This is a genomic window from Pseudomonas sp. FG36, assembly GCF_057809275.1.
Genome location: NZ_JBMDJQ010000002.1, coordinates 75,167 through 98,910, shown reverse-complemented (window position 1 = coordinate 98,910; position 23,744 = coordinate 75,167). Strand labels below are relative to the sequence as shown.

Sequence of the window (23,744 nt, the reverse complement as noted above, 5' to 3'; positions counted from 1 at the left end):
GTTGACAGGATCGCGATTCGAGCTAATAATGCGCGCCAAGTTGGCTACATAGCTCAGTTGGTTAGAGCATAGCATTCATAATGCTGGGGTCCGGGGTTCAAGTCCCTGTGTAGCCACCACCTTCTAAAAGGGCTTATCGAAAGATAAGCCCTTTTTTTATGCTAAAAATTTCTTGCTCGTGCGCAACAACCAGGCACGACTCGGAAGCACTCGGCTTCACCGCCGTGCCCGCCCACACTTCAAACCGGCTCGTAAGACGCCATAAACTGATCCGCCGTGGCGATCACGCGCTTGAGTCCGAACAACGAAATGAGCACGTCATCGCCCGGTGCCTCCGAGGGCGACACATGGATGGCCGTACGCTCGCCGCGCTCACCAAGTAGCTGCTGAACATTGCTGTCTCGCAGTGAATGGCCGATGACCACAAGCTCATGCCTCTTGACCAGTTCCCGGATACTTTCGAAGACAGGCGTGCGCATACTGGAGGGTAGATCCGCACTGGTGATAATCAGCGAAGAGGGATCGGATGCGCTTCCCACGATCTTGTAGAGCGTTAACCCCTCGAAATCATCGTCTGGCAGCGCATCGTGAGGCTGAACAACACGGTAACGGATCCGCAGAAACTCACAGGCCCTCTCGAACAGAAGGTCGTAATTAGTAGTGACAATAACCTGAAAACTCACAACTGCACGCAGGTGCGCCAGGGTTGGCAGCACTGTCTGCGGCGTGTTCAGAAAATCCAGTACGCGCTGCTGCAAACGCGACGCACCAAATTTGGCTTGGTAGTAACCTGCCAATTCACTGAAGCTATATCGAACCTCGCTCACCTCTCCCTCCCAGAGGTCTCTTGCAAACGCCTCCATCAGCAACTGGGCAGTGGGGTAACCGGCCGCGACCGACATCCCGGCACCGGCAATCAGCACGCGTCCCGAGCGCTGGAGCGGCCGGATAGCGACAGCCGGCAAAGGAGTGCTGGACGGGCGGCGTGCTTCAGCCTCTTGGATGAGCTGCCTGGCCAAGGCATTTGTCCACAGCTCAGTGATCGACTCACCAACATGGGCAGCAAGATCATCTGCCCACTCGAACTCTCGTCTGAAAACCCCATCATTCCAGTGCGCCACCTCTTCTCGAAAGTCATCACGCTGCTTGTTTGCTGGATCGTAGGAGCTGGCGTAAGGCAGACGCTTGGTGAAAACCAGCATCGGCTTGTTCGCTGCCTTTGCGGCCTCAAACTCCAGATGCGTCACCGACTTTCCTGACTCGGCACCATATCCCGAGTCAGGAACCCAACCGTAGCGATCACCAAGAATCAAGATAAACAGGTGAGACTCTTCAATCGCCTGGCGCAGCGTCGCCCAACTCGTAGTGGTACTCGATGGCATTGTCTCTGCGTGGACAGGCTCTAGCCCCATTTCAGCGAGACGCTTGACGACGGCACGCCGCTCGTTGCCGAGGTCCTGCATGGTGCTGCTGATGAATGCGCGAAGTTTGCTTGCCACGTTCAACCACTCCCTGGAAAAACTCGCCGAGATGAAATCAACGCAGATTACCAGAGCGCCATCACTGCGCCACCTCGAAGTATCTAGTGGACTGCGGTCCACGCCACGCTAAAGCCCAGGCCAATGAGTGCCATGCCGATCGTTCGATCAATCACCACCTGCCGCTCGATCATCGCCCGACGCAGCAGGTGATTGGAAAAGAACACCGCCACCAGGCTGAACCACACCCAATGGGCGAACGACATGAACGCGCCATAGGCGAAGTCCAGCGCCAGCGGGCTGCCCGGCTGCACCACCTGGGTGTAGGCGCTGACCACGAAGAGCATGGTCTTGGGATTAAGCGCGTTGGTCAGAAAGCCCGTGCGCAACGCGCTCGCCACGCTGGACGCGCCTTGCGCCAGGCCGTCGAGGCTGATGCGCGTGGTGTTGGTCAGCGATTTATAGCCCAGGTACACCAGGTAGCCCGCCCCCACTACCTTCATGGCCAGGAACAGGGTCGGGCTCTGACTGATGATCACGGCGATGCCGAGCACGGTGTACAGCACATGCACTTGCACGCCCAGGGCGATGCCTGCCGCGGCAGCGAGGCCAGCCTTGCGACCTTGTGCGTAACTGCTGCGGGTGACCATGGCGAAGTCGGCGCCAGGACTGATGACAGCCAGGATGGTGAACAGGGCTACGGCGATGAGTTCGTTCACAAACAGGGATCCTCGATGAAAATTCACGTAATATGGGATTATCCTGTTGCCTTGAACGAGTAAAAATCGATTTATAGTCTGGCTAACCTGCTAGTTTTACTCACCTATCTGCATTGAATCGACTTGCCCCGCCGACAAAGCCGAAACAGGCCAGCACATGAAACTGCCTCCCCTTACCGCCTTTCGCTACTTCGACATCGCCGCTTGCACTGAAAGCTTCGTGCGCGCCGCCGAGCAGCTGCATGTCACCCACGGCGCCGTCAGCCGCCAGGTGCGCCTGCTCGAGGAAAGCCTCGGCGTGGCACTGTTCGAACGGCGCAACCGGGCAATCTTTCTCACCCCCGCCGGTCGCGAGTTGCACAGCACCACCCAGTCGATCTTCGAGCAATTGGAGGGCGCCGTGCAGCGCCTGCAACAGCAGCCTGAAGACAACGTACTGGTGGTCTCCTGCGAGCCGACCATCGCCATGCGCTGGCTGATCCCGCGCCTGCCGCGCTTTCACGCCGCACACCCCGACCTGCAGCTGCACCTGGTGGCGGCCGGCGGGCCGGTGGACTTCGCCCGTGGCGGCATCGACCTGGCACTGCGCCGCGATGACTTCCATTGGGATCGCCAGTTGCACAGCCTGAAGATCTGCGATGAGTGGATAGGCCCGGTCGCAAGGCCAGACTTCAAGGGCCAACGCCTGCTGCACAGCGCCACCCGCCCCGATGCCTGGGCCACCTGGCTACGCCTGAGCGGCCAAGGCATCCGGCACACGGCGCGCAGCGACTTCGAGCACTTCTACTTGTCGATCCAGGCTGCCAGCGCGGGCATGGGGCTGGCCATCGCCTCGGCGCTGATGGTTCGCGACGAACTGGACAATGGCCAGCTACAGGCGCCGTACAGCTTCCTGCGCGACGGCTCCGGCTACCACCTGCTCAGCCCGCAGCCGCTGGACGACGGCAGCAAGCGCCAGCGCTTCGCGCAGTGGGTCGGCGACGAATGCCAGGCCTGCCTGGCTCACCTGGGCTTGCTGCAGAACGACGACCCGGCCCCGCCGTCACCGCCCCAGGTGCGATAGCCGGCCGTGTCGATATGGATACGCCCCGAGGGGTAACGGCCAAGCCCCATGTTCCAGGCCTGGCCGTGCTGCTGCCAGAAGCGGCACAGCGGGTTCGGGTCGGCCCAGGGTGGCAGCAGCAGGTCGACGGCGAAGGCGCGCATGTGCGCACTGCTCGGCGCGCCGCCGGCACAGGCATTGAGCCGGGGATCGCGGTAGGCCGACACCACTTCGAACTGACGCAGGATGCCCTGCTGGTCCAGGGTCTTGATCAATGCCAGCGTCGAACGCACCGCCGGCCAGTGGCTCGCCGGCGGCACCGCAAAGGGTGAAGCCTTGCACAGGCGCCAGTCCGAGGCCGAACGCAGCAACTGATGGATCGGCACCACGCCATACAGCCGGGCGTCCACCAGCATTTCACGAAACCTGCGGTTCTCGTGATCCCCGGCCCACTGGGCGAACATCCACACATCGCGCTCATCGGCCTGCACCGCACCCAGCCCGACCAGCGCGCTAGCCAATAGCCATATCCTGGCGCTTTTCATTCCCCCACCTCTTCATCCACCATGGGCGGTCCGCCGTCCTGGCGGCCACTGACAAGGAGTTAAGCATGCACAAGATTGCTGTATCGGGCCTGGCCGCCCTCGCCTTCAGCGGCCTGGCCATGGCCGACGCGCAGATCGACCTGGGCGATGCCCAGCGGGTCACCCGGCTGTTCGCCTATCCCAACAACTGCAACGTGATCTGCTACCGCGACTGGACACTCGAACAGACCGTCGAGCACTACCTCACCCAGAGCGTGCAGCGCGACGGCTATGCCAATGCCAAGGTCACGGTGAACCGCGACAACGACAAGCTGCACGCCAGCATCACCGACGTACCGGCGAGCTACGCCGAACCCTTGCGCAAGCTGCTCGACAGCGGCGAGCTGGCCTACCAGGGCGCCACCCGCCTCAACCAGAAAGGCGGCTGGGACTATAGCTGGTACCTGTTCCTGCCCCTGGGCATGGCCCTGGAGAACCGTCGCAGCATCGAACTGCTGCACTTCCCGCCGGACTATTCGCTGACCCGCTACCAGGACTACCTGAAGTCCAACACCACCGACCGTTGGGCGCAGCTTCTGACCTTCAATGGTGTCGAGGCTGCCCAGACCCCGGCCTACCAAACCATCGTCGACATCGCCCCGATCGCCGCGCCGGCCAGCGCCGGCAAGGACCTGGAAGGGGTCTACAGCTACTTCAACGACTACCAGGTGCGCATGGTCAAGGAAGTGGCCCTGACCCACGATGGCAAAGGCGCCTTGCCGATGGTCGCGTTCGGCGCGCCGGTACGGGCCTGGATCCAGCAGCAGTATGGGCCGAAGGTCAACGTGCTCGGCCTGGTGAGCATCAGCCCCGAGGCCAACAGCGCCAAGGTGCCCGTGCTCGGCGCCAACCACCCGAGCGCGATCTGGTACGCCGCCGACCCGAAAAGCTACGACGGCGACCAGGACAAGGCCGATGCCGCAGGCCTGAAGATGATGGGCCAGGACCTCTCCGCCGCGTGCTGGCAGGCCGGCATGGGGCGCAACCCGCAGGCCGATGCAAAGCTCACCCTGGATGCCTGCACCAGCAAGTGGCAGGTAACCCAGAAGAAGCAGACCTGCGAATTGTTCTACCGCACCATTCGCGAGATGACTCCGGAGCAGGCGGCAGCCAAGTGCAATACCGGAACGGTGACGCGCAGCTTGCGCGACCTGCGTAAACCTTTGGAAACGAATGGCTCGGATCAGGCGCTTTGATGAGCATTTTGCGCACGGCATAATCTGTCCACCGCTCAGCCCCGAAACAATGACTCGGTTCATTGGCTATCAGGGTGAAGAAACCGGCCTCGTGCCGGTTTTTTCGTTTTTGGACACGACAGGAAGTCGGCCATGCGCAAGAACGCTACCCAACTAGGCGACGAAAGCCTTGCCGAGGCATTCAGCCGATTGCTGCACCAGGCAATCGCCCTGCAAGAGGCAGGCGGGTCGACGCATCATGCGCAACAGGTGACCGAGTTCAGCTACCTCCTGACACCGAAGCAGCTCGAACGCATTCGTCGCATCTGCAGGCAAATGAATTGGCCCGTGCCACAGTGCCGGGGCATTCGAATCGACCTCCAGGCCATCCTTCATCCTTTGCACGCCAGAGAGACGAAGGATCGATGCACGCCGCAGGAGACACTACAGATTCTGATCAACGCTTACAGCGCCTACAGCCAGGTCGGACTGAACAAGCCCAAGCATGGTCAAGGCATCCTGTTCAATACCGGCCGCAAGGTCAGGATCGGCAAAGGCAGCTATTACGCAGTGGCTGTCGTGAGAATCTGTAGCGCGGAAGGCAAAACGTACTTGGCCCCCGTTACGGCGTATCACGCAACGGAGGCCAAGATTCGGAATATTTCATGACTACGGAGGAAGGACGGCCTCGAAGGCAGGTCTCCCGCACCGAAGCGGAACAACCCATGCGCCTGCGAATTCCCTTCATATGACCCCGGTTGCCCAGGGCCTACGCAGCACCGCCGACAAATTTTCTGCTGTCTACGTAGTCGGAGTCCATCCTAGAAGGGGGCGGCCGGATTTGCAAACCCGTCTGGCGGAACGCGAAGCCCCCAGGCCCCGATCAGTCTTCCAGCAACGTACAGGCCATCACCAGCGCATCTTCTCGCCCGCCCGCCATCGGGTAGTAGTCACGGCGCCGGCCGACTTCATTGAAGCCATAGCGCTCATACAAGCGATACGCCGACTGGTTGCTGGCACGCACTTCCAGGAAACACTCCCGGCCATTGAGCTGGTAGGCCCGGGCCATCAAGTGCTCAAGCAGGCGCAGGCCGAGGCCACAACCCTGGTTCTCCGGCTTGACGGTGATGTTGAGCAGGTGCGCCTCGTCGATGATCACGTTGATCACGCCATGGCCGACCTGCTGCTGGCCGTCGAACATCAGCCACACTTCGTAGGACTTCAGCGCATCCTGGAAGATGCCGCGGGTCCAGGGATGGCTGAAGGCGGCATATTCGATCTTCAGCAGGGTATCCAGATCCGCCTCGGTCGCCGGGCGGAAACTGATCGAGTCACTCATTCAACGCGTTTCCAGCGCGCCATCAGCTGGCGCATGGCTTTCCAGACGTCCGCCTTGCGCTGCGGCTCGTCCATCAACAGTTCAAGGCCGGGCAAGGCCCAGGCATCGCCGAGCAGGTCGACCTTGAGTTCTTGGTAATAAGCTTCGCCGTCTGCCTGGCCGGCGAAGCGAATGGCCGGCAGGCCGATCAGCCACAGGCAGGCGCACGGCGCCTCTTCCAGGCGCGCGGCGATAAAGCCCTGGACAAAGTCCCGGGCGGCATCCGGCCCCTGGTCCATGTTGCCGCGCATCAGCAACGGCCAGCGTACCGGCTCGCCAATGATCTGCGGGGCGTCCGGCAGGCCGGCGGCGCGCAGCATGTCCTTGAGCAGCAGGTAGGACGGGTCGCGGCTCTGGAACGGCTGGCCGGTGGCCAGTTCCACCAGCAGCAGACAGTCGCCGGCACGTAGCAACTGCAGGGCGAAGCGCGGTGGTGGCACAGGCGCCGGGCGCGGCGCGGGAGGCTCTGCCTCTGCCTCGACCGGCTTGGCGGCGACTTTCGGCGCGCTGCCCGGGCGCGGGATCTCGATCTTCGGCCGCTCGGCACGTGCCTGAGGGGCTGCCGGGGTGGCGCTCGGCGCAGGCGCAGGCGCGGGAGCGACCGGACGCACCTCGAAGTCGACCTCATCGAGCGGTGCCACCGGCAACAGCAGCTCTGGCCGTGACGGCGCGGCGAACGGCAGTTCGGCGCGCGGCAGCCAGTGCACCACTTGCATGGCGGACAGGTAGGCGCGGCGGCGGGACTCGATCAGCAAGGCGCGGGTATCCGGTGGATAGTCGAAACAGTCGGGCATTCTAACGCTGTTGACCTGGATGCGCCGCAACAGATTGTCGGTCATCGTGCTCCCACGCCCCTTGGTGGGCCGGTGAATCCCCCCTTGAGCATCAGGGTTATCCCCATAACAGACCAAGGGGTGAAATCCTCCCCCCCGGATGCAGTACAATCGCCGCTTTTATTTGGCAACGAGTCGACCCGCCAATGATCGAACCCAAGCGCGTCCTGCGCGCCCTAGCCGAACACTGGGCCTTGATCGAGCCGCTGTGCGAGCGCTTCGACCAGGGCACCCTGAGCCTGGTCGAGCTGCGCCAGCAACTGGCCCGCCAGCAGGTGGAAAGCACCCCGCAGGACATCACCCAGCTGCTCGACGTGTGGATCCGCCTGGACATCCTGGTCCCGGTGGCCAAGAGCCCGAACCGTTTCGAGCTCAACGCGCAGATCCACGACTTCCTCGCCTACCTGCGCCGCGAGCACCGGCTGGGCCTGTGCCTGGAGATCGAGGCCTACCTGCGCCACCTGGAACGCCTGGCCGGACATATCCAGGACGCCTTCGACAACCGCGACAGCGACGACCTGGCGCGCCAGCTGCGCCTGCTCGACATGCGCGTGCGCGATGTACTGAAAAAGCTCGACAACGACGAGCAGGCGCTGGTGGCCGTGGCCGAGCGGGCCAAGACCAGCAACCGCCAGATCCCCCTGCGCCAGCGCTACGCCGAGGTACTGGCGACCTGGGACGAGTACGTCGAGCCGATGATCCAGCTGGTCAACGCCGACGGCGCCTTCGAGCAGGGCGTGCGCAAGGTCGAGACCGTGCTGCTGCGCCTGCTGGGTGAGCAGGCGCGCCTGGGCCACCTGGTCGACGACGACATGCTGCTGCGCACCCACGCGCGCATCCTCGAGATGCAGACCAGCGCCCAGCTGACCTTGCGCCACGCCCGCGAGCTGCTGCTGCCGCTGCGTGAAGAAGCGCGCCGGCACAACGCCGTGACCCGCGGCGCGGCGCTGGCCCTGTCGGTGATCCGCAAGAAGGGCATCGACGCCGTGCCGCAGGCGGCCATGCCGATGTTCACCCGCCCGCAGAGCACCTTCCTCGGCAGCGCCAGCCAGGTCGAGGCCTACGTCTACGCCCTGGCCCGCTTCGAGCCCAAGCCCGCGCGCTTCCCCAAGGCGCACAAGACGCAAAAAGGCCCGCTGCCCCGCGCCCCGCGCACGGTCAAGGAAATGCTCGAGCGTTGCGAAGACGCCCTGCCGCTGCCGGACCTGATGGTCTGGCTGCTGGAGCAGGAGCCTGAAGGCGCCACCGACGAACTGCTGTACTGGTTCTCGCGCCTGTCGCGCGAGAAGCGCTTCAGCCGCGAGCGCCTCGATCGCCAGCAATACCTCACCCGCGAACACCTGGTCAGCCTGCGCTCCTTCGCCCTGACCTCCAGCCGCGACAAGCCGGCGACCACGACCGAATCCACCGCGAGCCCCACCCATGCATCTTGATCTTTCCGAACTGTCCCAGCTCGCGCCGATCTTCCGCGAGCTGTTCAAGGGCTTCCACGTCAGCCGCCGCGACCCGGAGCTGTACACCCAGCTGTCGAACTTCCAGGACCAGTACCGCACCCTGTTCAAGGCCCTGGGCTTCGAGCTGGTCTGCGATACCCGCGGTTTCTACTACTTCGTCCCCGAGCAGGCCGCCGCGCAGGTCAACAAGACCGCCCAGCGCCTGTCGCTGTTCACCTTCATCCTGGTCGAGCACCTCGCCGACCAGGGGCGCGACCCGATGGCCGTGCTCGACGGTGGCAGCATCGGCCGTGACGAACTGCCGTCGCTGCTGGACAAGTACCGCGACCTGTTCCTGCAGGCCGAAGTGCAGACCGTCGACGAGCTCGAAGAAAAGATCATGCGCCGCATGAGCCAGCTCGGCTTTGCCCATGAGGAAGGCGGCATCTACCGCTTCCTGCCGCCGATGCACCGCTTCCTCGACGTCTGCCTGTCGGTCCAGCAGGACCGCGACCTGGCCGCCACCCTGCACAGCGACCTGCCGCTGCCGGTACCCGTGCTGGTGGTGGAAGAGACGCCCGAAGAACTCAACCGCACCGACGACCCGCTCGACCTCACCCCGTTCGACGGCGAGGAAAGCGAAGAGGATGCCCTGGCCCGGGCGATCCGCGAAGAGCAACAGGAGATTGACGCATGAGCCAGGAACGCTACGGCATCCGCCGCTTCGCACTGCTCAACACCGCCGGCTACAGCCTCGGTCTGTTCCCCCTGGAACACCCACTGTCGGTCTACGGCGCCAACAACCTGGGTAAATCGGCGTCGATCAACGCCCTGCAGTTCCCGATCCTGGCGCGCATGTCCGACATGAGCTTCGGCAAGTACAGCCTGGAGCAGTCGCGGCGCTTCTACTTCGCCAGCGACACCAGCTACATCCTCACCGAACTGAACCTGCCCCACGGCCCGCACGTGATCGGCGTGGTCGGCCGCGGGCCGGGTGGCGGCTTCGGCCACCAGTTCTTCGCCTACCAGGGCGAGCTGGACCTGGCCCACTACCAGAAAGACGACACCTGCCTGCGCCAGAAAGAGCTGTTCACCAACCTCGAGCGCCATGGCCTGAAGGCCTACGAGCTCAAACCGGACGAACTGCGCCGGCTGCTGGTCGGCGGCCACACCTCGGTGCCGCTGGACCTGACCCTGATCCCGCTGCGCTCGACCAGCGAGCAGAGCCTGAAGACCTTCCGCGCGCTGTTCATCAACCTGCTGCACATGCGCGAAATCACCGCCGCCAAGCTCAAGCAGCTGTTCCTCGACGCCTTCGAGCACAGCCTGCGTTCAGGTAGCGTCGACTACATCGCCGCCTGCGAAGAGGCCTTCCGCGACGTGCGCCGCATGGAGGGCGACTACAACGCCCTGGTGGCTGCCGGCCCGTTGGTCGAGGCCCTGGCCGGCGGCGTGGCCCAGCGCGACATCCTGCGCGGCAAGCTGCACCGTATCTCGCCCTTGCTCGACAACCTGCTGGGCACCTGGCAGGAATACGCCATGGCGCGCAAGGAAGAGCTGGTAATCCAATCCGAGCACTACCGTGGCGAGCAGGACCGCCTGCAGAACGACCAGCGCGGCGGTACCCAGGAGCTGATGCGTCTGGAGCGCGAGATCACCGGTATCCAGCGTTGGCTGGGTGAGCTGTCGGTGCTCAAGCACCGCTTCGCCCTGGTCACCGACGTCAAGACCCTGGAACAGCAACTGCTGGCCGCCAAGGACGCCCACGACGAACTGGCCGGCGCCCTGGCCCAGTCGCGGCAGTTCTCCGCCGAAGACCTCGACGAGCGCGTGCGCGACCTGGAAAAACGCGTCAAGGCAGTCAAGCAGCAGCTCGACCACGCCGACAACAACAGCTATGCCCGCCTGCGCGAGGAGTTCTCGCAGCAGGACGTGGACCGCCTGATGCGCCTGTTCAACGGCGCGCTGTTCAGCCTGCCGATGGGTGACCGCGGCATCGAGCTGGACGACAGCGACGTCTGGGTGAAAACCCTGGAAGGCGTGCTCGACCGCTTCAAGGGCGAACGCTTCGAAGTGCCTGGCCTGTCCATCGACATCTCGCACATCGACCCACCCGCGCTGCAGGCCCTGGCCGACCGCGCCGCCCTGCGCGACCAGAAGGAACGCCTGGAGAAGGAGCTCAAGCAGCTCAAGACCCAGCAGGCCGTGGCCCTCGACCGCGCCGCGAGCAAGGCGCAGACCGAGGCGCTGTACCAGCAGGTGCTGGATGCGCAGAAGGCCCTGGAAGACTTCCGCCGCACCGAGACCCTGGCCGCCGAAGAGCCGGAAAAAATGGAGCAACTGGGCCAGCTGGAAGCCGCCCAGGACGAGCTCAAGCGCTCCAGCGACGCCTTCACCGAGCGCGTCCAGCAGCTGTCGGCCAAGCTGCAACTGGTGGGCCGGCAGATCGCCGACCTCGAAGCCAAGCAGCGCACCCTGGAAGACGCCCTGCGCCGTCGCCAGTTGCTGCCGGCCGACCTGCCGTTCGGCACGCCGTTCATGGAAGCCATCGACGACTCCATGGACAACCTGCTGCCGCTGCTCAACGACTACCAGGACAGCTGGCAGGCCCTGCAGCGCGTGGACAACCAGATCGAGGCGCTGTACGCCCAGGTGCGCCTGAAGGGCGTGGCCAAGTTCGACAGCGAAGACGACATGGAGCGCCGCCTGCAGCTGCTGATCAACGCCTACTCGCACCGCACCGAGGAAGCGCTGACCCTGGCCAAGGCCCGCCGCGCCGCGGTCACCGACATCGCCCGGACCTTGCGCAACATCCGTAGCGACTATGACAGCCTCGAGCACCAGCTGGCGCTGTTCAACCGCGAGATCAACAAGCGCCAGGTATCGAACCTGGAGAGCTTCCGCGTGGTCCTGGCCCCGAACAAGGAAGCGCTCAAGCATATCGACCAGATCATCCACAGCGCCGGCCAGTACGAGGAAGGCGAGACCCTGTCGGTATTCGACCTGACCCAGAGCGCCGAGCAGGATCACAAGAACGAAGAGGCCAAGGAGTACCTGGCGCGGCTGGTGGCGGCCAACCACAACCAGCTGGGCCTGAAGGACCTGTTCGAACTGGCCTTCGAGATCACCAAGATCAACAGCCAGCCGGTGATCCACGCCGACATCGATGGCGCCGCGTCCAACGGCACCACCATGACCATCAAGGCGCTGACCAACATGTATTTGTTGCTGCACCTGATGGACCGCGACCTGGCCGGGCGCATTCGCCTGCCGTACTACCTCGACGAAGCGGCGGACATCGACGAACGCAACCAGGCGGCGTTGCTGGAAACCAGCCAGCAGCTGGGCTTCGTGCCGATCCTGGCGAGCGTGAAGCCGCAGGTGTCGGCGCGGGTGGCAATCGACCTGGAAGGTGGCAGCGGGCCGAACGGCATCTACATCGACGAGGCGGACTGGAAGTACATCAGCCGTCGCGACGAGGTGAAGGCGATCGTGCGTGAGGATGAGGCCGAGGAACTGGCCTGATTCAAACCGAAAAGCATCGCGGGGCAAGCCCGCTCCCACAAGGCTCTGTGGGAGCGGGCTTGCCCCGCGATCATTTCAACCGGCTGTTACTGTTGAGCCCAAGGCACAATCGGAATCGCCGTCACCGCATTCTGCGGGCTGCCTTCGATCACGCGGTCGCTGTACACCAGGTACACCAACGTGTTGCGCTTCTTGTCGAGAAAACGCACCACCTGCATGGTCTTGAACACCAGCGAGGTGCGTTCCTTGAACACCTCCTCGCCATCCTTGAGTTCACCCTTGAACTGGATCGGCCCGACCTGACGGCAGGCAATCGACGCTTCGGCGCGGTCCTCGGCCAGACCCAACCCACCTTTCAGGCCGCCGGTCTTGGCCCGCGACAGGTAGCAGGTCACGCCATCGACCTTCGGGTCGTCGAACGCCTCGACGACGATGCGATCATTCGGCCCGACGAACTTGAACACGGTGGACACCTGGCCGATTTCCTCGGCCCCGGCCAGCAGCGGCAGCGCCAGCGCGGCGGCGGCAATCAATCCTTTAAGCACTTGCATCTCCTTCAGACCAACACCAGGTTGTCGCGGTGCACCAGCTCAGGTTCGGCGCTGTAGCCCAGCAGGCTCTCGATGGCATCGGACGGCTGGCCGATGATCTTCTGCGCCTCCAGGGCGCTGTAGTTGGCCAGGCCACGGGCCACTTCCAGGCCGTCGGGGCCGACGCAGACCACCATCTCGCCACGGCGGAAGCTGCCTTGCACGGTCTTCACGCCGACCGGCAGCAGGCTCTTGCTCGATTCGCGCAGGGCCTTCACGGCGCCAGCGTCGAGCACCAGGGTGCCACGGGTCTGCAGGTGGCCGGCCAGCCACTGCTTGCGCGCGGCGAGCATGCCGCGCTCGGGCGACAGCAGGGTGCCCAGGCGCTCACCGGCCTTGAGGCGGTCGAGCACGCGCTCGATACGGCCACCGATGATGATGGTGTGCGCACCGGAACGGGCGGCCAGCCGCGCGGCGCGCAGCTTGGTCTGCATGCCGCCACGGCCCAAGGCGCCGCCGGTGCCGCCGGCCACGGCATCCAGCGCCGGGTCATCGGCGCGGGCTTCGTAGATCAGCTGGGCCTCGGGGTTGTTGCGCGGGTCGGCGTCGAACATGCCGTCGCGGTCGGTGAGGATCACCAGCAGGTCGGCTTCCACCAGGTTGGCCACCAGCGCCGCCAGGGTGTCGTTGTCACCAAAGCGGATCTCGTCGGTGACCACGGTGTCGTTCTCGTTGATCACCGGCACCACGCCCAGGTCGACCAGGGTGCGCAGGGTGCTGCGGGCGTTGAGGTAACGCTTGCGGTCGGAGAGGTCGTCGTGGGTCAGCAGGATCTGCGCGGTGTGCTTGCCGTGCTCGCCGAAGCTCGACTCCCAGGCCTGCACCAGGCGCATCTGGCCAAGCGAGGCGGCGGCCTGCAGCTCGTTCATCGCGCTCGGTCGCGTGGTCCAGCCCAGCTGGCTCATGCCCGCCGCCACGGCCCCGGAGGAGACCAGCACCAGTTCCACGCCCGCTTCACGCAGGGCCACCATCTGCTCGACCCAGACCGCCATGGCGCCCCGGTCGAGGCCCTTGCCGTCGGCGGTCAGCAGCGCGCTGCCGATCTTCACGACCCAGCGCTTGGCGCCAGTCACCTTGCTTCGCATCTTCTCTTCCAACCTATGTCGAATCTGTAGATACCTTGGATACAAAAACGCCGCTCCAGAGAGCGGCGTTTAGTGTACTGCAACCGATCAGTCGCGCACGTAAATGATTTCCGGGCCGTCTTCGTCGTCCTCGAAATCATCCCAATCGTCATCGTCGCCGATGTCGTGCACGCTCTTGACGCCGGTGCGACGCAGGGTGCGGGCGTCGTCCAGGGCCTGCAGCTGGGCACGGGCCTCGTCTTCGATGCGCTGGTCGAGCTCGGCCAGTTCCTCGGCGTAGGCCGGATCGTTGGCCAGGCGGTCGGCGCGGTCTTCCAGATAACGCATCAGGTCGTGGCTGAGCTTCTCGGTGCCCTGCTTGGCGATAGCCGAGATCACGTACACCGGGCCATCCCAGTTCAGGCGCTCGACCACTTCCTTGACGCGCTCATCCTTCTCGTCGTCCATGATCATGTCGGCCTTGTTCAGCACCAGCCAGCGCTCACGGTCGACCAGCGCCGGACTGAACTGCGCCAGCTCGTTGATGATCACCTCGGCGGCGTCGGCCGGGCTGCTGCCATCCAGCGGCGCCAGGTCGACCAGGTGCAGCAGCACGCGGGTACGGGCCAGGTGCTTGAGGAAGCGGATACCCAGGCCGGCACCTTCGGAGGCGCCTTCGATCAGGCCGGGGATGTCGGCGATGACGAAGCTCTTCCAGCGGTCGACGCTGACCACGCCCAGGTTCGGCACCAGGGTGGTGAACGGGTAGTCGGCGACCTTCGGCTTGGCTGCCGAAACCGAGCGGATGAAGGTGCTCTTGCCGGCGTTCGGCAGGCCCAGCAGACCGACGTCGGCCAGGACTTTCATTTCCATCTTCAGGTCGCGCTGATCGCCCGGCTTGCCTGGGGTGGTCTGGCGCGGCGCACGGTTGGTGCTCGACTTGAAACGGGTGTTGCCCAGGCCGTGCCAGCCGCCTTGGGCGACCATCAGCTTCTGGCCCGGAGTGACCAGGTCACCGATCACTTCCTGGGTGGAGGCGTCGATCACGGTGGTGCCGACCGGCACGCGCAGGAACAGGTCCTCGCCCTTCTTGCCGGTGCAATCGGTGCTGCCGCCGTTCTGGCCGCGCTGGGCCTCGTGGTGGCGGGTATAGCGATAGTCGACGAGGGTGTTGAGGTTCTCGTCGGCCACCATGTACACCGAGCCGCCGTCACCGCCGTCGCCGCCGTTGGGGCCACCGTTCTCGATGAATTTCTCGCGGCGGAAGCTCATGCAACCGTTGCCGCCGTCACCGGCTTTTACCCGGATCGATACTTCGTCTACAAACTTCATTCAAAACCGCCTCTCGTCGGACGACGAGTCGAAAACCAGAAAACCATGAGGCTCTTGCAAAGATGAGCGCGGCGGCCCCGTACGAACCAGAAACCAACGCCGGCAGCCCATTCAAACAGCTTTGCAAGAGGCTCACCACAAACGAAAAAGCCCCGTCGCATGACGGGGCTTCTGGAGCGACGTCGCGATTAAGCGGCGACGATGCTCACGTAACGGCGCATGAACTCGCCTTTCTTCTCGAACTTGATCACGCCTTCGATCTTGGCGAACAGGGTGTGATCCTTGCCCATGCCAACGCCGTAGCCAGCGTGGAATTCGGTGCCGCGCTGACGGACGATGATGTTGCCAGGCTTGATGACCTGACCGCCATACATCTTCACGCCAAGGCGTTTCGATTCTGAGTCGCGACCGTTACGAGTACTACCACCAGCCTTCTTGTGAGCCATGGTTCAATTCTCCAATAAATTCAGGGGATCGGGGCGATTAAGCCTGGATACCGGTGATTTTGATTTCGGTGAACCACTGGCGGTGGCCCATGCGCTTCATGTGGTGCTTACGACGACGGAACTTGATGATGCGAACCTTGTCGTGGCGGCCTTGCGAAACGACTTCGGCCACTACTTTAGCACCAGCAACAACTGGAGCACCGATGGTGACTTCTTCACCGTTGGCGACCAGCAGAACGCGATCGAAGGTCACGGATTCGCCAGTGGCGACTTCCAGTTTTTCGATCTTGAGGAATTCACCTTCAGCGACTTTGTACTGCTTGCCGCCGGTAACGATTACTGCGTAAGACATGGTATTTCTCCGATAATCCTGCTCACCCAGCGCTTTATATGATGAGTATTGGCTGGCATGGCTGCACAGGGCTGGAACGGCCCGATGCAATTGCGTAAGGCAGGTGCTGCCCAGGAAGTTAGGGTGCGCGATTGTACGCAACCCCATAAATGCTTGCAAGTACCGGCCCGGGGCCACGGCCACCGCGCCTTGACACACCGATACCTGCGACCTAGCATGCCGCGCAACCTCAATGGAGCAGCCGATGCAACCCCAAACCTTCTACCGCGCGGTAGCTGATGACTTCAGCGCCGTCGACGAGATCATCAAGAAGCAGCTGACCTCGCGCGTGCCGCTGGTATCGAAGATCGGCGACTATATCACGTCCGCCGGCGGCAAACGCCTGCGCCCCCTGCTGGTGCTGCTGTGCGGCAAGGCCCTGGGCCGCGAGGGCGATGACCTGCGCCTGCTGGCAGCGACCATCGAGTTCCTGCACACCGCCACCCTGCTGCACGACGACGTGGTCGACATGTCCGGCATGCGCCGTGGCCGCTCCACAGCCAACGCCCTGTGGGGCAACGCGCCGAGCGTGCTGGTAGGCGACTTCCTCTATTCACGCTCGTTCGAGATGATGGTCGAGCTGGGCTCGATGCCGGTCATGCAGATCCTCTCCAAGGCCACCCGGGTGATCGCCGAAGGTGAAGTGCTGCAGCTGTCGCGCGTGCGTGATGCCAGCACCACCGAGGAAATCTACATGGACGTCATCCGCGGCAAGACCGCGATGCTGTTCGAAGCCTCGACCCACAGCGCCGCGGCCCTGGCCGGCGCCACGGACGCTCAGCGCGAGGCCCTGCGTACCTTCGGCGACCACCTGGGCGTGGCCTTCCAGCTGGTCGACGACCTGCTCGACTACAAGGGCGACTCCGAGACCCTGGGCAAGAACGTCGGCGACGACCTGGCCGAAGGCAAGCCGACCCTGCCGCTGATCTACACCATGCGCGAAGGCACCGCGGAGCAGGCCGCGCTGGTGCGCCAGGCGATCCAGAAGGGTGGCCTGGAGGACCTGGAGCAGATCCGCATCGCCGTCGAGGCATCCGGCGCCCTGGACTATACCGCGCAGATGGCCCGCGACTACGTCGCCCGCGCCATCGCCTGCCTGGAAGTGCTGCCGGCCAGCGAGTACCGGGATGCACTGGTAGAGCTGAGCGAGTTTGCCGTAGCGCGTACGCACTGACACATCGCATCACCCCTATCGCGGGGCAAGCCCGCTCCCACGCCAGCACATCATGGCGTGGGAGGGGGCTTGCCCCGCGATGCTTTTGTGCAGGAAATCACTAAACCCTATACAATGTGCGCCTTTAACCGCCTGTACTTGAAAGGAAACGCCGTGAGCACTCTGCCACCCTGCCCCCAATGCAACTCCGAATACACCTATGAGGATGGCACCCAACTGATCTGCCCCGAATGCGCCCACGAGTGGTCGGCCAACGGCGAAGCCGAAGCTGCCAGCGACGACGTGGTGAAAAAGGATTCGGTCGGCAACATCCTGCAGGACGGCGACACCGTCACCGTGATCAAGGACCTCAAGGTCAAGGGTTCGTCCCTGGTGGTCAAGGTTGGCACCAAGGTCAAGAACATCCGTCTGTGCGACGGCGACCACGACATCGACTGCAAGATCGACGGTATCGGCGCAATGAAACTCAAGTCCGAGTTCGTACGCAAGGTCTGATCGCCTGCCCCTCGGGGCTGCCCAACGGGCGGCCCTGACAGATCCTGCAACAGGATCGCCGGGACCATTCGGAAGAAATCTTCCAATAGTCTCTTGCTATTTTGATAATAAGAATTATTCTCATTGGAACCGCTATCCAAGGAGAGTAGCCATGACCTATCTGATCGACGCCTGGCTCGACCGCCCTCACCCTTACCTGCGCATCCTGCATCGCGAGACTGGCGAAGTCTGCGCCGTGCTCGAGGAAGACGCGCTCGATGAACTGCGCGACCAGGGCGACCTGGACCTCATGGGGCTGAATTCGAGTGAGCCGGGAGTGCTCAAGGAGCTGGTGAGGAACCTGTTCCTGTTCTGCTATGCGCGGGCATTGCGCCCGGGGGGAACGGATTGGAACTGAATTTAGCAGACCTGCCCTCATCGCCGGCAAGCCGGCTCCCACACTGATCGCAACGACCTAAGGTCTTGTGCTGTTCCTGTGGGAGCGGGCTTGCCCGCGAATGGGCCGCAAAGCGGCCCCGACGGTATTACAGAACGTCGAGCAGCTCGACGTCGAACACCAGGGTGCTGTGCGGCGGGATGCTGCCGACGCCCTGGGCGCCGTAGGCCAGCTCGCTCGGCACGTACAGGCGCCATTTGCTGCCGGCGTTCATCAGTTGCAGGGCCTCGGTCCAGCCGGCGATCACGCCGCCAACCGGGAATTCGGCAGGCTGGCCACGATCGTAGGAGCTGTCGAACACGGTGCCGTCGATCAGGGTGCCGTGGTAGTGAGTACGCACGTTGTCTTCGCGGGACGGCTTGGCGCCTTCGCCTGCGGTCAGCACTTCGTACTGCAGGCCCGAGGCCAGGGTGACGATGCCTTCACGCTTGGCGTTATCAGCCAGGAATTCCTTGCCGGCGGCAGCAGCGGCTTCGGCCTTGGCAGCAGCTTCGGCCTGCATCACTTCACGGATGACCTTGAAGGCCGCCGACAGGTCTTCTTCGCTGACGCGGCTGTCGGCGCCGTTGAAGGCGTCGGTCAGGCCGGCGACGATGGCGTTCAGGTTGACGCCCGGTGGCGGGTTGTCGCGCAGCTGACCACCCAGCTGACGGCCGATGCCGTAGCTGACGCGGGATTCGTCGGTGGACAGATTGAGTTCGGACATTGGCGTGCTCCGCTTGAGGGCGCACTGCATCCGCGCCCTGATGAAAAGGGCGAGCAGCCTAGCACACTGGCGCCGCGCGAAGCAGCTACCAGGCCGAACGCTGGGAAATCGGTACTTTGAGGTCTTCTTCCGGGTGCGTGCCCATGCCGCACATCTCGTCCTGCACGGACCAGTGCACCAGATTCAGCGACAGCAGGGGGATCGATTGCAGAAGCAGGCGCGCATCCTCGACCGAATGCACGCGCAGGCGTTGACCACGCGGGTCGTCGAGTGGGTGGGCGCGGCCCTTGACCCGGGCCTCGAGCAGGTAATCACCGCCTTCGATGGCGATCAGGTTTAGTTCGTCGACATGGCCAGCCCTGGCCTCGGTGTTGAGCTGATGCAGGTTCATGGGCGTACCTCGCTGCGGGAACCACGCATGAGTGCTCATTTTTTGTACAGACCTGCTGAAAGTACAAGCCACCATCCGTCAGGAGCTGAAAAGCATCGCGGGGCAAGCCCGCGATGAGAACAGACGGATCAGTGCTTGGTGATGCGATCCAGGTAACCCATGACGAATGCCGAAATGACGAAGGTCATGTGGATGATCACGTACCACATCAGGTAGTCGGTGGAGATGTTCTGCGCATCCATGAACACCCGTAGCAGGTGGATCGAGGAAATGGCGACGATCGACGCTGCGACCTTCATCTTCAGCGAAGAGGAATCCATCTTGCCCAGCCAGTTGAGCTTTTCCTTGCTCTCGTCGATGTCCAGTTGCGAGACGAAGTTCTCGTAACCGGAGATCATCACCATCACCAGCAGGCCGCCAACCAGCGACATGTCGATCAGCGACAGGATCACCAGGATCAGGTCGGCTTCGGCAAGGGTGAAGACGTTGGGCAGGACATGGATGATCTCCTGGAAGAACTTCAGGGCCAGTGCCAGCAGGCCCAGCGAGAGGCCGAAGTAGATCGGGGCGAGCAGCCAGCGCGAGGCATACATCGCGTTTTCGAGGATACGTTCCATGGACAATAGGGGACTCTGAAGTGACTGGAAAAGCGAGCGCGAGTATATCCAGCCACCTGTGACAGCAAAAGCCTGCGGTCAGTTGCCGCAGGCCCGATACATCCTCGATACCCTATCGCCGGCAAGCCGGCTCCCACAGGTCAGGTGTGTGGGAGCTTGCTGGCGATGCGATCATTGGGTCAGGTTTCGGGATGGAACTGATAATCCCCAAGGTTCCGGCAACGTTCACCATTGATCCGGCGCAACTGCGCCTGCAGGTGCAGGCACCAGATCTGCGGATCTTCAGCGACCTGATAGCCATGGAGGGTGAGGCTGTCGACGATGGCGTTCATCACCGATTCGGCCACCATCGGCCCGTGAAACGGGCCCTGGGCCTTGATCGCCGAGGGTTGTTCACCGGCCATGCCGGCGGCGAACAGCAAGGTCCACATGCCATTGTCGCCGGCCAGCGGACGGATGCTGCATTCGATGCGGGTCACCAGGCCCAGGCACTGGCGGGTGAGGCTGAGGTTGCGCATGGCGGCGTCCCCTCTGTAAAGCCCTGTTCAGCCTGAAACCATCAGGCTGTTTCCATCCTGAACCCTGATAACGTCCTTAAGTTCCACTGTAGCCGACCTAAGGAAAAAGTTGGAAAACTGGCGCTGAACGGTAGCACTTCGCCGCTAACGCCAGTTTATTGACTTACGCAGGCTTGGCCTGGGCGATGACCTCCTCCAGGCGCTCTTTCTCGGCTTCCTTGATTTCTTCCTCGCTGATCATCTCGGCGATCACCCGCAGGCGCTCGACCACCCGGGCGTTGACACTGCCCTCGGCGAATTCGCCCTTGTCATCCATCTCGCCGGCCTCCTCGCCAACCAGCAGGCTCAAGGCTTCGTCGGCCTGGCTGACGGCATAGACATGGAAGCGACCAGCCTCGACCGCCTGCACTACCCGCTCGTCGAGCATCAGGGTGGCGACGTTGGCACGCGGGATGATCACCCCTTGTTCACCGGTCAGGCCACGGGCTTCGCAAAGACGGAAGAAGCCTTCGATCTTCTCGTTGACCCCACCGACCGCCTGTACCTCGCCAAACTGGTTGATCGAGCCGGTAATGGCGAAACACTGCTTGAGCGGGGTACGCGACAATGCCGAGATCAGCGTGCACGCTTCGCCCAGCGAGGCGCTGTCGCCATCGACGTAGCCGTAGGACTGCTCCAGCGCGATGCTCGCCGAGATCGCCAGGGGGAACTCCTGGGCATAGCGGCTGCCCAGGTAGCCGGTGAGGATCATCACCCCCTTGGAGTGGATCGGCTGCCCCAGGTTGACCTCGCGCTCGATGTCGACGATGCCGCTGCCGCCCGGGTAGACGGTGGCCGAGATGCGCGCCGGCATGCCGAACGCCGAATCGCCTACTTCAAGGACGGTCAGGCCGTTGCACTTGCCGATCGCCGCGCCTTCGGTGTCGATCAGGATAATCCCGGCGAGCATGTCGTCGAGTACCCGCTGCGACACCCGCCCGGTGCGCTGGGCCTTGGCCTTGAGCGCCCGCTCGATGTGGCCGGCGTCAGTCATGCTCTCGCTGGCCAACTGGCGGATGAAGTCGGCCTCGCTGACCAGCTGGAACAGGTCGCCGATACGCGCCGACAAGCGCGACTGGTTCTCGGCCAGGCGCGCGCTGTAGGTGGCCAGGCGCGCCACCGCATCGCTGGTCAGCGGCGCCATGCCTTCCTCGTTGGTGCGGGTGCGCAGCAACTGGGCGAACTGCTCCAGGTTCTCGTCGACCATGGGCATGTCTTCATCGAAGTCCACCAGCACCCGGAACATCTCCTGGAAGTCCGAATCATGGTCCTGCAGCGCGTAGTACAGCTGGCGCGAGCCGATGATCACCAGCTTGACGCTGAGCGGGATCACCTGCGGCGTCAGGCTCACGGTGGCGACACGACCCAGTTCGCCCAGCGGCGACTCCATCTTCAGCTTGCGCGACTGCAAGGCACGCTTCAGGGCGTCCCAGACGAAGGGCTCGCCGAGCATCTTCTCGGCTTCGAGAATCAGGAAGCCGCCATTGGCGCGGTGCAACGCACCGGCGCGAAGCTGGCGGTAGGAGGTGTACAACGCGCCCTGGTCAGTGCTGTATTCGATGCGACCGAACAGGTTGTCGTAGGTCGGGTGTGGTTCGAACACCACCGGCGCCCCGCCTTTGCCAGGGTGGCCGACCACCAGGTTGGGCGCGTACTGCTCCTCGAGCATCTTGCGCGCCACCGCGTCGGTCTTGCTGTCATCGACCAGTTGCTCGACCACGGTGCGCAGCAGGTTCAATTGCAGCGACTGCAGGTAGGCGCACACCGCGGCGTTTTCCGCGTACTTTTCCGACAACGGCGCCAGCAGCGGCTGCAGGGCGAGGGTGATGGTTTCCTCGTTGAGCTGGCGCAACTGGTTGTTCGATTCGCGTTTCCATTGCGGCAGGCTGGAGAGCTCCTCGTTCAGGCGCTCCTCGAGCTCGGCGATGTCTTCATGGAAACGCTCGCGCAATTCCTCAGGCAGTTGGGCGAATTCGGCTTCATCCAGCGCCTTGCCATCGGCCATGGGGGTAAAGGCGACATTGCTGCTGTCGCGGTACAGCGCCACGTCCTTCTCCAGCGAGGCGCGCTCGATCACGTCCAGCGCGCGGTCATAGCGTTGGTTGAAGGCGCGGTCGATGGCGCTTTTCTTCTGCTGGTAGGAAGGGTGCTCGAACACCGCCGGGAACGTGGCCAACAGGTTGTCGATCAGGCCGTTCATGTCGCTGAGGAACGCTTGCGCGCTGCCGGCCGGCAGCTCCAGCGCGCGCGGCTCGCGGGAGTCCTCGAAGTTGTTGACGTACAGCCAGTCGGCCGGGGTGTGCTGGCGCTTGCCTTCGGCCTTGAGGTAACGCTTGACGAAGGAGAAGCGGCCCGTGCCGGGCTCGCCCATCACATACACGTTGTAACCGGGGCGCGGCATCGCCACGCCGAACTGCAGGGCCTCGACGGCACGCTCCTGGCCCAGCACACCACGAAACGGCTCCAGATCGTCGGTATTGGAAAAAGCAAACTGTTCAGCGGAGAAACGCCGGGTCAGGGCTTCTGGCGCGAGACGCAGGCGCGAGGCGACAGGATCGGGCATTGGGTTTCCTTACTTCGGCGGGGCGGATGAAAGGCATTCTGGCGCTGCCAGCGCGCAGCGGCAAGGCTCCGTGGGACTTTATGTCACAGCCCAAGCCAAGCAATCACGCAAGCAATTTTTCGCAATAAACAACGCAACCTTTGGATCGTGCCTAAACTCCAAGCTGCGCAGGGGGATGGAAATCCTCCCGCCCTGGCAACCGCGTTGCCAGAAACCTGACCATTGGTACGTCACTTGAGAAAGAGAACAACGCTATGAAACGGATTCTTCTGGGTACTCTGTTCGCCGCTGTCTCGATCAACGCCATGGCCGAAGCGCCAGGCGGCCCGAACTGCGGCTGGGGCAACCTGCTGTTCGAGGGCCAGCGCGGCACGCCGGCCCACTTCCTGGCTTCCACCACCAACGGCACCTCCGGCAACGCAACCTTCGGCATGACCTCGGGCACCAACGGCTGCTCGACCAAGGCCGCACTCACCTATGGCGGCAAATCCTGGTTCGCCATGAACGGCATGATGAACGAGCTCTCCGAAGACATGGCCCAGGGCCAGGGCGAAGCCCTGACCACCTATGCCGTGGTCCTCGGTGTGGCGCCTGAAGACCGCGCGCATTTCGCCGCTGTCACCCACGAGCACTTCCAGCAGATCTTCAGCAGCGCCGACGTGACTGCCGAGACTGTCCATTCCAACACCCTGGCGGTGCTCAAGAGCGACCCGCAACTGGCCAAGTACGCCACCGAGGCTTGAGTACCACGCCTCCCGCCCCGGCAGCGGGGCGGGTTTGGCGCTTCACCTTTCGGCATCATCAGGATGTAGTTG

Annotated in this window: 25 protein-coding genes and 1 tRNA gene; 11 read left to right on the top strand and 15 right to left on the bottom strand. The window is 63.4% G+C overall.

Annotated elements, in window-relative coordinates; all coding sequences use genetic code 11:
* Positions 1-42 precede the first annotated feature (42 nt).
* Positions 43-119: transfer RNA gene (locus tag ACODS9_RS02505), tRNA-Met, on the top strand.
* Between the two features lie 120 nt (positions 120-239).
* Here ACODS9_RS02505 and ACODS9_RS02500 read toward each other — a convergent pair.
* Positions 240-1,499, bottom strand: coding sequence for a DUF4062 domain-containing protein (locus ACODS9_RS02500; RefSeq protein ID WP_401111649.1), 1,260 nt, complete (start codon positions 1,497-1,499; stop codon positions 240-242).
* Positions 1,500-1,582: 83 nt separating this feature from the next.
* Complete coding sequence (locus tag ACODS9_RS02495; protein ID WP_401111647.1) at positions 1,583-2,197, bottom strand: LysE family translocator; 615 nt, start codon at positions 2,195-2,197, stop codon at positions 1,583-1,585.
* 157 nt (positions 2,198-2,354) lie between these two features.
* Here ACODS9_RS02495 and ACODS9_RS02490 point away from each other — a divergent pair, with 157 nt between their 5' ends.
* Positions 2,355-3,260, top strand: coding sequence for a LysR substrate-binding domain-containing protein (locus ACODS9_RS02490; protein ID WP_401111644.1), 906 nt, complete (start codon positions 2,355-2,357; stop codon positions 3,258-3,260).
* Here ACODS9_RS02490 and ACODS9_RS02485 read toward each other — a convergent pair.
* The gene (locus ACODS9_RS02485; protein WP_046857175.1) at positions 3,200-3,784 is read right to left on the bottom strand and encodes a D-Ala-D-Ala carboxypeptidase family metallohydrolase; all 585 of its coding nucleotides are present in this window, start codon (positions 3,782-3,784) and stop codon (positions 3,200-3,202) included. The genes ACODS9_RS02490 and ACODS9_RS02485 overlap by 61 nt on opposite strands.
* Positions 3,785-3,849: 65 nt before the next feature.
* Between ACODS9_RS02485 and ACODS9_RS02480 the strand changes: the two genes are divergently transcribed.
* Both ACODS9_RS02480 and ACODS9_RS02475 read left to right on the top strand, forming a co-directional pair.
* Positions 3,850-5,019, top strand: coding sequence for a hypothetical protein (locus tag ACODS9_RS02480; protein ID WP_489093156.1), 1,170 nt, complete (start codon positions 3,850-3,852; stop codon positions 5,017-5,019).
* Positions 5,020-5,151: 132 nt separating this feature from the next.
* Positions 5,152-5,667, top strand: a complete 516-nt coding sequence (locus ACODS9_RS02475; protein WP_401111638.1) for a hypothetical protein — start codon at positions 5,152-5,154, stop codon at positions 5,665-5,667.
* 214 nt (positions 5,668-5,881) lie between these two features.
* Here the strand turns inward: ACODS9_RS02475 and rimI are convergent, their stop codons facing one another.
* Together rimI and ACODS9_RS02465 are read right to left on the bottom strand one after the other, a co-directional pair.
* Positions 5,882-6,337: a ribosomal protein S18-alanine N-acetyltransferase gene (rimI, locus tag ACODS9_RS02470; RefSeq protein WP_046857177.1), complete on the bottom strand. Its 456-nt coding sequence runs from the start codon at positions 6,335-6,337 to the stop codon at positions 5,882-5,884.
* Positions 6,334-7,131 (bottom strand): energy transducer TonB, encoded by a 798-nt coding sequence (locus tag ACODS9_RS02465; RefSeq protein WP_489093250.1) that lies wholly within the window; start codon positions 7,129-7,131, stop codon positions 6,334-6,336. The genes rimI and ACODS9_RS02465 overlap by 4 nt, the downstream gene beginning before the upstream one ends.
* Positions 7,132-7,355: 224 nt before the next feature.
* Between ACODS9_RS02465 and mksB the strand changes: the two genes are divergently transcribed.
* Genes mksB through mksF form a run of 3 tightly spaced genes read left to right on the top strand, consistent with a single transcriptional unit; the run spans position 7,356 to position 12,167 of the window.
* A complete protein-coding gene (mksB, locus tag ACODS9_RS02460; RefSeq protein ID WP_046857179.1) occupies positions 7,356-8,642 on the top strand; it encodes an Mks condensin complex protein MksB in 1,287 nt (428 codons plus the stop codon).
* Positions 8,632-9,339, top strand: a complete 708-nt coding sequence (gene mksE, locus ACODS9_RS02455; RefSeq protein WP_401111635.1) for an Mks condensin complex protein MksE — start codon at positions 8,632-8,634, stop codon at positions 9,337-9,339. Before mksB ends, mksE begins: the two co-directional genes overlap by 11 nt.
* On the top strand, positions 9,336-12,167 hold the full coding sequence (gene mksF / locus ACODS9_RS02450) for an Mks condensin complex protein MksF (protein WP_046857181.1): 2,832 nt from the start codon (positions 9,336-9,338) through the stop codon (positions 12,165-12,167). The genes mksE and mksF overlap by 4 nt, the downstream gene beginning before the upstream one ends.
* Before the next feature lie 86 nt (positions 12,168-12,253).
* On the opposite strand, the gene ACODS9_RS02445 is transcribed toward mksF, so the two are convergent.
* The 5 genes from ACODS9_RS02445 to rplU form a co-directional block, all read right to left on the bottom strand.
* Positions 12,254-12,718, bottom strand: coding sequence for a CreA family protein (locus tag ACODS9_RS02445; protein ID WP_110702513.1), 465 nt, complete (start codon positions 12,716-12,718; stop codon positions 12,254-12,256).
* A 5-nt stretch (positions 12,719-12,723) separates the two neighbouring features.
* Positions 12,724-13,842, bottom strand: a complete 1,119-nt coding sequence (gene proB, locus ACODS9_RS02440) for a glutamate 5-kinase (protein WP_102683860.1) — start codon at positions 13,840-13,842, stop codon at positions 12,724-12,726.
* Positions 13,843-13,929: 87 nt separating this feature from the next.
* On the bottom strand, positions 13,930-15,153 hold the full coding sequence (gene cgtA / locus ACODS9_RS02435; RefSeq protein WP_217868324.1) for an Obg family GTPase CgtA: 1,224 nt from the start codon (positions 15,151-15,153) through the stop codon (positions 13,930-13,932).
* Positions 15,154-15,341: 188 nt separating this feature from the next.
* Positions 15,342-15,599, bottom strand: a complete 258-nt coding sequence (gene rpmA, locus ACODS9_RS02430) for a 50S ribosomal protein L27 (protein WP_003247464.1) — start codon at positions 15,597-15,599, stop codon at positions 15,342-15,344.
* A gap of 37 nt (positions 15,600-15,636) precedes the next feature.
* Positions 15,637-15,951: a 50S ribosomal protein L21 gene (gene rplU / locus ACODS9_RS02425; RefSeq protein ID WP_003247466.1), complete on the bottom strand. Its 315-nt coding sequence runs from the start codon at positions 15,949-15,951 to the stop codon at positions 15,637-15,639.
* A gap of 244 nt (positions 15,952-16,195) precedes the next feature.
* Between rplU and ACODS9_RS02420 the strand changes: the two genes are divergently transcribed.
* The 3 genes from ACODS9_RS02420 to ACODS9_RS02410 all read left to right on the top strand — a co-directional run bounded on the left by ACODS9_RS02420 (position 16,196) and on the right by ACODS9_RS02410 (position 18,056).
* Positions 16,196-17,164: a polyprenyl synthetase family protein gene (locus ACODS9_RS02420; RefSeq protein ID WP_102683861.1), complete on the top strand. Its 969-nt coding sequence runs from the start codon at positions 16,196-16,198 to the stop codon at positions 17,162-17,164.
* A 153-nt stretch (positions 17,165-17,317) separates the two neighbouring features.
* A complete protein-coding gene (locus tag ACODS9_RS02415; protein WP_186661734.1) occupies positions 17,318-17,659 on the top strand; it encodes a zinc ribbon domain-containing protein YjdM in 342 nt (113 codons plus the stop codon).
* A 151-nt stretch (positions 17,660-17,810) separates the two neighbouring features.
* A complete protein-coding gene (locus tag ACODS9_RS02410) occupies positions 17,811-18,056 on the top strand; it encodes a PA4570 family protein (protein ID WP_038707330.1) in 246 nt (81 codons plus the stop codon).
* A gap of 127 nt (positions 18,057-18,183) precedes the next feature.
* Here ACODS9_RS02410 and bamJ read toward each other — a convergent pair whose 3' ends face one another.
* The 5 genes from bamJ to ACODS9_RS02385 form a co-directional block, all read right to left on the bottom strand.
* Positions 18,184-18,801, bottom strand: coding sequence for a BamJ family beta-barrel-assembly machinery protein (gene bamJ, locus ACODS9_RS02405; RefSeq protein ID WP_046857187.1), 618 nt, complete (start codon positions 18,799-18,801; stop codon positions 18,184-18,186).
* A gap of 85 nt (positions 18,802-18,886) precedes the next feature.
* Positions 18,887-19,192, bottom strand: coding sequence for a DUF6482 family protein (locus tag ACODS9_RS02400; protein ID WP_046857188.1), 306 nt, complete (start codon positions 19,190-19,192; stop codon positions 18,887-18,889).
* Positions 19,193-19,320: 128 nt separating this feature from the next.
* Positions 19,321-19,809, bottom strand: a complete 489-nt coding sequence (locus ACODS9_RS02395; protein WP_023631146.1) for a TIGR00645 family protein — start codon at positions 19,807-19,809, stop codon at positions 19,321-19,323.
* A 179-nt stretch (positions 19,810-19,988) separates the two neighbouring features.
* Positions 19,989-20,327 (bottom strand): PA4575 family protein, encoded by a 339-nt coding sequence (locus tag ACODS9_RS02390; protein WP_023631147.1) that lies wholly within the window; start codon positions 20,325-20,327, stop codon positions 19,989-19,991.
* Positions 20,328-20,490: 163 nt separating this feature from the next.
* Positions 20,491-22,929, bottom strand: a complete 2,439-nt coding sequence (locus ACODS9_RS02385) for a Lon protease family protein (RefSeq protein WP_046857189.1) — start codon at positions 22,927-22,929, stop codon at positions 20,491-20,493.
* A gap of 254 nt (positions 22,930-23,183) precedes the next feature.
* On the opposite strand from ACODS9_RS02385, the gene ACODS9_RS02380 reads away from it, so the two are divergent.
* The gene (locus ACODS9_RS02380; RefSeq protein ID WP_023630569.1) at positions 23,184-23,672 is read left to right on the top strand and encodes a DUF3015 domain-containing protein; all 489 of its coding nucleotides are present in this window, start codon (positions 23,184-23,186) and stop codon (positions 23,670-23,672) included.
* Positions 23,673-23,744: the final 72 nt, after the last annotated feature.